The 8,154-nt window shown below is 34.8% G+C and carries 7 protein-coding genes; all 7 read right to left on the bottom strand.

The window, feature by feature from the left end; translation table 11 throughout:
• Positions 1-165: 165 nt before the first annotated feature.
• Positions 166-942: a Fe-S cluster assembly ATPase SufC gene (gene sufC / locus CI949_RS13480; protein WP_290767289.1), complete on the bottom strand. Its 777-nt coding sequence runs from the start codon at positions 940-942 to the stop codon at positions 166-168.
• Positions 943-1,134: 192 nt separating this feature from the next.
• Positions 1,135-2,199 (bottom strand): AI-2E family transporter, encoded by a 1,065-nt coding sequence (locus CI949_RS13475; protein ID WP_290767287.1) that lies wholly within the window; start codon positions 2,197-2,199, stop codon positions 1,135-1,137.
• Positions 2,200-2,253: 54 nt separating this feature from the next.
• The gene (locus CI949_RS13470; protein WP_290767285.1) at positions 2,254-2,565 is read right to left on the bottom strand and encodes a late competence development ComFB family protein; all 312 of its coding nucleotides are present in this window, start codon (positions 2,563-2,565) and stop codon (positions 2,254-2,256) included.
• Between the two features lie 322 nt (positions 2,566-2,887).
• A complete protein-coding gene (locus CI949_RS13465; RefSeq protein WP_290767283.1) occupies positions 2,888-4,018 on the bottom strand; it encodes a sodium ion-translocating decarboxylase subunit beta in 1,131 nt (376 codons plus the stop codon).
• A gap of 24 nt (positions 4,019-4,042) precedes the next feature.
• Complete coding sequence (locus tag CI949_RS13460; protein WP_290767281.1) at positions 4,043-4,765, bottom strand: OadG family transporter subunit; 723 nt, start codon at positions 4,763-4,765, stop codon at positions 4,043-4,045.
• Positions 4,766-4,839: 74 nt separating this feature from the next.
• Entirely contained in the window at positions 4,840-6,390 is a 1,551-nt protein-coding gene (locus CI949_RS13455; RefSeq protein ID WP_290767279.1) for an acyl-CoA carboxylase subunit beta, read from the bottom strand.
• 254 nt (positions 6,391-6,644) lie between these two features.
• A partial coding sequence (locus tag CI949_RS13450) for a methyl-accepting chemotaxis protein (RefSeq protein ID WP_290767277.1) occupies positions 6,645-8,154 on the bottom strand: 1,510 nt, incomplete at its 5' end.

Genomic DNA, 8,154 nt, shown 5'->3' with positions numbered 1-8,154 from the left:
AATTTCAAACTGCATTCATGCTAATTTTTAATTTTGCATTACCATTAATGTTAATATATGCCATTTGTATTACCCACACTAAATAGCGAAGAGCCAAATCTATCTTAAAAATACTTAATTTCCCCAGATCAATTTGCTAGACAGAGTGACAGCTAAAAATCTGTACTAACAGTTACTTTTAGAATTACTCTCATCTAAAGCTTCTTCTTTATATCTGGCAAAACCTTCTTTTTCAATTTCTGCTGCCAGCTCCATATTCCCTGATTTGGCAATTCTACCATCAACCAGCACATGTACATAATCAGGTTTTAGATAGTCTAAAATCTTATTATGGTGGGTAATTATTATCATTGCATTATCTTCAGAAGCCAGTTTTTTAATTCCTTCTGCAACAGTCTTGGTTGCATCAACATCCAGTCCAGAATCAGTTTCATCTAAAATAGCAAGTTTTGGTTCTAAAACTGCCATCTGCAGAATTTCATTTTTCTTTTTCTCTCCACCAGAAAAGCCTTTATTTAAATAGCGATCTGCATATGATTGATCAATATTAAGCAGATTCATTTTTTCTTCCAGAAGAAATTTAAAGTCAAAAATACTCTGCTGTTCTCCGCTAACTGCAGTTTTAGCAGTCCGCAGAAAATTTTCCACGGTTACTCCTGGAATTTCCTGAGGATATTGAAATGATAAGAAAATCCCCTTCTTGGCCCTTTTATCAACAGCAAGTTGATTAATGTTTTCACCTTCAAATTCGATATTTCCCTTTATAATCTTGTGTTCTGGGTGACCCATCAAAACATTTGCTAGAGTTGATTTTCCAGCTCCATTGGGACCCATAATTACATGAATTTCACCTTTATTAACTTCTAAATCAATTCCATTTAATATTTTTTCTTCTTCAACTTTTGATTCCAGATTACAAATTTTAAGCAATTTTTTATCCATAATCTATGTCATCTCCTTTATTAAAGTTATCTGCTCAGCATACTGCTATTTATATCCTACAACATTACTCAACTTTAGTCAAGGTTTTAGCTGAAAAAGTAACTCAATTTACATAAAAAAGAGTACCGGGCACCTGGGAAATTTAAAATTAAAAGGTAAATTTATCCAGGTGCCCGGTACCAACACAACAGACTATTCAATATATTTTTTTCTAAACAGCAATCTTAAAACTACATATAAAGGAACTGCTGTTAAAGCTCCGATAAAACCAAATAAATAAACTCCTGATAAAACAACAAATAAAACAACAATGGGATGAATCTCCAGTCTTCTACCCTGAACCAGTGGTCTGATTACATTGCCTTCCAAATACTGCGCTATCACAATAGTTATTAATACCCCTAAAAACAAAAACCAGCTATTTGTCGCAGCGACAAATACAGCAGGCAGACTGCCAAAAAAAGGCCCAATAATCGGAATTAAAGAGGTTATCATGGCAATAAATGCCAGCACAGCTGCATTAGGGAGTCTAATTATCAAAAATCCGGTGAACATTACTAAGCCCAGAAAAAAAGCAACCACTACCTGTGAACTAATAAATGTTGAAACTAAGTGATCAATTTCCACCGCCAGTTTTTCAACTTTTCTTTTATTTGCTTCTGGCACAATTGTCATCATATTACTAAATAATTTTTGGTCATCTTTAAGTAAATAAAATAAAACAAATGGGATTAAGACTATTATTAAGCCAAAGTTAGTAATCGAACTAAAAATTCCCATATAATTATAAGAAGAGATTTGCTGAGCCAGATCATTAGCATAAGAAAATATTCTTTGCCGTAATTTTAACTCTTCTAAAAATTCCTGATCAATATTAATATATTCTCTTAAACTTTCAATTATTCCCAGAATAAAATTATAAATATAGTCATAATTTCCACTCAAGGTCTGGCTCAATTCCTTACCCTGATTATAAATAATGCTGCCTCCAAAATAAAACACAATGGTTAGGATAGCAGTCACAACCAGAAACGAGATCACTATTGATAATGCTTTATTTTTAATCCATTTATGCAAAAATCTAACCAGAGGCCGCATTAGATAATATAAAAAAGTACTAAATAACAGCGGCAGCAGTATAAAACTGAGTACAGAAGTCAAAGGTGCTGTAAAATATGGTATCTGTCCTGCTAAAAATATAATAACAAGTAAGATGATTATTCCACGGCCAATTTTAAAATAACGTTCATCGAACATATAAATCTCTCCTAACACTATTTTTATTCTAAAGTAGCAAAAGATATAAGCAAATTAATGATTATCATGGTTGTCATTTTCGGATACAACTTTAATTGCTCTGGTGACTACTGAAAGCAGATCAACAGAATGCTGCTGTTCAAGTTCCTCAGTTTTTGAATAAACTTCTCCCTTAGATGTAGCTACATATTTAGCTGGCAAACGGTTTAAAGCATAGCTTGCCATATCCAGCAGACAGTCTTCATCTTTACAAACATCTTCAAATTCCTTTCTCTGCAGCATATCTCTTAGCATTTTTAAAACAACTTCCTCAGTTACATTATTCAATCTGCCTTTTAAATGTTTTAGCTTTTCATCTTTTAACATAATATTTACCCCCAATTATTCTTTAATTAAAAAAATAGAATCAAATCCTAAAGCAAATGTAGGTTCTAATATCTATTTTAAAATAATATATTAACTCTTAAGACTATATTTCGTTATAAATTGCAAAAACCCTGCTTCAGCTGACAGGGTTTTAAATAATAAATCACCTGCAGACTATATTGTCTGCATTTTGAAAGCAAATTTTATGTTAAACTAAATTTGTAATACAATTACCAGTTTATTTATTTCAATCTTATGAATAATTTTCTTAAAAATTAAGCAGGCAGTTAAACTGCCGGCCTAATCTTTAATTTAATTATAACTATCCTAAAATAGATAACAGTACTCCCGCTGCAACTGCCGAACCAATTACTCCTGCAACATTTGGTCCCATAGCATGCATTAATAAGAAATTACCTGGATTTGCCTCATTACCAAGTTTTTGAGAACATCTAGCTGCCTCAGGCACTGCTGAAACTCCAGCCGCACCAATTATTGGATTGATTTTACCATCTGTCAGGTAATACATTAACTTACCCATCATTAAACCGGAAAAAGTACTCAAAGCAAAAGCAGATAAGCCGAGTCCAATTATAGAAATAAACTGAAGAGTAAAGAATTGTTCAGCATTTAGACTGGCACCAACACTCAACATTAAGAGAATTGTAACAATATTTATCATTGCAGTGCTGGCAGTATCTGATAGTCTTTTAGTAACTCCACTTTCTTTTAATATATTTCCCAACATCAGCATTCCTACCAGCGATAAAGCCTGGGGTACAATTAAGCCCACAATTAATGAGACTAAAATTGGAAAAATTAATTTTTCAATCTTTTTAACTCTACGCATCTGATCCATCTCTACTGCTCTTTCCTCTTTAGTAGTAAAAAACTTAATAATTACCGGCTGAATTAATGGTACCAGAGCAATATATATGTAAGCTGCAATTGCTATCGGCCCCAACAAATGTGGTGATAATAATGAAGTTAAATAAATAGATGTTGGGCCATCCGCACCACCAATAATCGCAATTGAGCCGGCTTCTGCTGGACTAAATCCTAATAATCTAGAACCCAAAAAAGTAGTAAATATCCCCAGCTGAGCAGCTGCTCCCAGCAGCATAGTTTTTGGCTGAGCAATTAGAGGACCAAAATCGGTCATTGCCCCAATTCCTAAAAATATTAAGGGGGGATAAATTCCCAGTCTAACTCCTTCATAAAGATAATGCAGTAAGCCGCCAACAGTTTCAGCTGTTGGACCTGACATTAATCCTGTTCCCGGTATATTTGATAGGAAAATCCCAAAACTAATTGGTAATAATAAAAGGGGTTCATATTCTTTAAATATCGCAAGATACATTAAGATTGCTGAAATGATTATCATTCCAACATGACCCCAGCTAAATTGAGCAAAACCACTTGCCTGTAAAAATAATATTATTTTATCTGTCACAAATAGTACACCGTCCTTTTACTGTTAATTTATAATAAATAAATTATCTCCTGAATTAACTTCTTTACCTTCTTTGACACATACCTCTTTAATTACACCAGCTTTTGGTGCTGTAATATCATTTTCCATTTTCATTGCCTCTAATACTGCCAGATGCTGGCCTTCCTGAACTTCATCTCCTTCGGCAGCAGCAAGCATTAAAATCTGACCCGGCATCGGTGCTTTAATTTCTACTCCATCTTCTGAATCTCCGGAAGTAGTTACCGATTTTTCTGTACTCTTAATTTCAGCAGCTCTCTTTTTTGCCCCTGACTTTTTTTCTGTTTGCTTATTAGTGTTTTTAGAAATTGTAGAAAATTTACTTTTACTCTGCCCGGAACTCTTATTAATTGACTTAATCTCATTATTAGCTTCATCAACCCGCTCAACTTCAACCTCATATATTTCATCATCAATTTTAATTTTATATTTTTGCATATTTGTACCCTCCTGTTTAATAAATCCTGCCGGATGCTCTTTAAGATACGAATCTACCGCTGCAGCAATAACAGCTCTTATCTTTTTTTCTTTTTCTATTTTTCTCTCATCTTCTTTAGTCTGCTTTTTAGTTTCCTTTTTTTTCTTTAAAAAGAATCTTTCCATTAACCAGCCCTGAAGCTTTAAGATAATGGTTAATAAAAGCAGTACTAAAAAAACAACTGAAAGCCCGATTACGGTAATCTCCAGTGTTTCTCCTAAGACATTCATCAAATTCCTCCCAACTTTAAATACGTTACGTCAAATAATTATAAATCTAATTATAAATCGATTTTCAAACTATTTTATAATGGAATATTACCATGCTTTTTAGCCTGAGCGTTTTCTTTTTTATTAATCATCATTTCCAGACCATTGATTAATTTATTTCTGCTTTCTTCCATCTTAATCACATCATTTACCATTCCTCTTTTAGCTGCAATATAAGGATTGGCAAAATTATCTTTGTATTCATCAATTTTTTCCTGACGCAGCTGATCTGGATCATCGGCTGCTGCGATTTCTTTTCTATAAATTACATTAGCTGCACCTTCTGGACCCATAACTGCAATTTCTGCTATCGGCCAGGCATAAACTAAATCAGCTCTAACTGAACGGCTTCCCATTGCTATATAAGCTCCACCATAAGCCTTGCGCATAATTAATGTAATCTTGGGAACTGTTGCTTCTGAGTAAGCATAAAGCACCTTAGCCCCGTGTCTGATTACTCCACCATATTCCTGCTCCACTCCAGGTAAATATCCTGGAACATCAACTAAAGAAATGATTGGGATATTGAAGCTGTCACAGAAACGAATAAAGCGTGCGATTTTAGTTGAAGCATCAATATTTAAGCAGCCCGCTAAAAACTGAGGCTGATTTGCTACAATACCAACACTGCGGCCGTTTAAACGAGCAAAGCCTATAACTGCATTTTTAGCAAAATACGGCTGGATCTCCATAAAACTATCCTGATCAACAAGAATTTCTATCACATTTTTAACATTATATGCTTTTTTGGGGTTTTCATTTACTATTTCTTTTAATTCCTCAGTACTTCTCCCAGGATTATCACTGTTATCTATTATTTCTGGCTTTTCCTCAAAATTATCTGGTATGTAAGATAACAATTTTCTTATTCTTTCTAAGGCGGCTTCTTCATTTGCTTCCATGAAATGTGCAACTCCACTAATTTCATTGTGAGTAGCTGCTCCACCAAGTTCTTCTGCTGAAACTTCCTCGCCAGTTACAGATTTAACAACACTGGGACCGGTAATAAACATCTTAGATGTCTGATCAACCATCACAATAAAATCTGTTATCGCTGGAGAATAAACTGCTCCCCCGGCACAGGGACCCAGGATTGCTGTAATTTGAGGAACTACTCCTGAAGCTTTAGTGTTGCGGTAGAAAATCTCTCCGTATCCATTGAGTGAATCTATCCCCTCATTGATTCTAGCACCACCGGAATCATTAAGTCCAATTACTGGAGCTCCGTTTTTAACAGCAAGGTCCATTACCTCAGAAATTTTATTAGCATGAGCTTCTCCAACTGAACCTCCCATTACTGTGAAATCCTGAGCGTAAACATAAACCAAACGGCCTTCAATTGTTCCATAACCAACTACAACACCTTCTCCTGGAACGTCTTTTTCATCCATACCCAGAGAGGTGCTGCGATTTTCCACAAACATATTCAATTCGTTAAATGTACCGTCATCCAGCAAGTATTCAATTCTTTCTCTGGCAGTTTTTTTATTTTTTTTATGCTGTTTTTCGATTCTTGCCTGGCCGCCACCCTGACGAATTGTTTCTTTTTTATCTTCTAATGACTTTTCCCTATCTTCTACTGACATTATTTTTCCTCCTTAGCAGGTGATTTAATTGTTCTAATAAGATTCCATTCGAATCTAAATTTATCTCTTTATTTAATTGACACAATTAAGGATAGCAAAAAACTGACCACAAGTCAACTAAGATTCTTAATTTATTTGATAAAAAACTACATCTAAGTTGAACTAGCAGGGCTTTTCCACTCTCAGTTTATAACCATAAAAATTAAAATGCCCGGCCAAAAAGAAATTTTTGTCCGGGCATTAAAAAATCGTTGTTAGCTTTTATAACGAGAGGTAATAACAGTTAAATTTTGAGCCATTTCTGCTAAATCTTCTGCAGCTTTGACAATATCAATTGTAGAATGACTCTGTTCACCTGAGGCAGCTGCTACTTCTTCCGCTATCGAAGCAGATTCATGACTGATTTTTGAAATATTTTCCACAGCCTGATTTACATCTTTACCTTTAAGTTTCATTTCCTGAGAATTATCAGCAATTTCAGTTATTAAATCATTCAAACGAAGAACAACCTTTTCAATTTCTGCAAAAGTCTTTTCAGCTCTGGATACTGCCTGGCTGCTGGCTTTAACCCCCTGTTCAGACTGATCCATCATTTCTGTAGTGTCACTAACTTTTTTCTGAATCTCTTTAATTAAATTATTGATTTCATCTGTAGCAGTGGAAGATTCTTCGGCCAATTCTCTTATCTCTTCCGCAACAACACTAAAACCACGACCAGCTTCCCCAGCCCGAGCTGCTTCAATTGCTGCATTTAAAGCTAAAAGATTAGTTTGATCTGCTATACCATTAATAATTTCAACAATTTTACCTATCTGTCCTGATAATTCATCTAACTCTGTTACACTTTTTAAAACAGACTGCTGATTATCTACCACTACTTCTATCTGATCTGCAGTAGTTTTAACAGCTTTACTTCCTTTATCAATTTCAGTTCCTGCTGCTTCTGCCTCAGTTTTAATAACTTCTGCTTTTTCTGTGATTGAATCAATTTTTTGATCAAGTTCTGACATGTTTTCCTCAGTTTGACTCAACATATCATTTTGTTCCACAGTTCCCTGAGCCAGTTTTTTGACAGAATTACTTACCTCATCAGCAGAGGCCGACATTTCTTCACTACTTGCCGATAGTTCCTCGCTCGATGCCGCCAGGTTATCAGCAATATTTGCTTCTTTTGTTACTGAGTCCAGCAGATTTTTTTTCAAGACTTTAAGCGCCTCAGCAATTGATCCAATTTCATCTTTTCGGCTGCTGTACTTATTTAAAGCTTTACTATTATCATCTCTAAGATCAAAGTCTGAAAGTTTATTAATTATCGAGGTCAGCAGTGTAATTGGCCTGGCCAGATAATTTGCAATCAAATAAGTTAAAACTAAGGAAATCAATAGAATTATAGCTCCAATTATTAAAAATTGGTTTCTGAGTTCTAAATAAGAACTTCTAATATTATTTATGTAAACTCCAGTTCCAATAATCCAATCCCAGGGTTCAAATCCCTCAACATAAGAAAGCTTGGGTTCAACTCGCCCTTCCTGATCATAATACTGCCACTGATATTCTACAAATCCAGAACCCTTCTCTTTTACCACTTCTACCATATCTCTAAATAAATATTTACCATCCGGATCCTGAATCGAGCCGATATTTTCACCTTCTAAGCTTTTAGAATAAGGGTGCATAATCATCACCGGCTGCTGATTATTAATCCAGAAATAATCCTGATTCCCCGGGCCAAAAGTCATCTTTTCAACTGCTGCTGCGGCTCTA

Source organism: Halanaerobium sp. (assembly GCF_003070835.1).
Note: the sequence above shows the minus strand (reverse complement) of the source record. Positions and strands in the feature narration are given on the sequence as shown.

Bases quoted from the DNA above. Each gene is read 5' to 3' on its own strand.
- sufC (WP_290767289.1), bottom strand. From the start codon at position 942: ATGGATAAAAAATTGCTTAAAATTTGTAATCTGGAATCAAAAGTTGAA.
- CI949_RS13475 (WP_290767287.1), bottom strand. From the start codon at position 2,199: ATGTTCGATGAACGTTATTTTAAAATTGGCCGTGGAATAATCATCTTA.
- CI949_RS13460 (WP_290767281.1), bottom strand. From the start codon at position 4,765: ATGAATGTCTTAGGAGAAACACTGGAGATTACCGTAATCGGGCTTTCA.
- CI949_RS13470 (WP_290767285.1), bottom strand. From the start codon at position 2,565: ATGTTAAAAGATGAAAAGCTAAAACATTTAAAAGGCAGATTGAATAAT.
- CI949_RS13455 (WP_290767279.1), bottom strand. From the start codon at position 6,390: ATGTCAGTAGAAGATAGGGAAAAGTCATTAGAAGATAAAAAAGAAACA.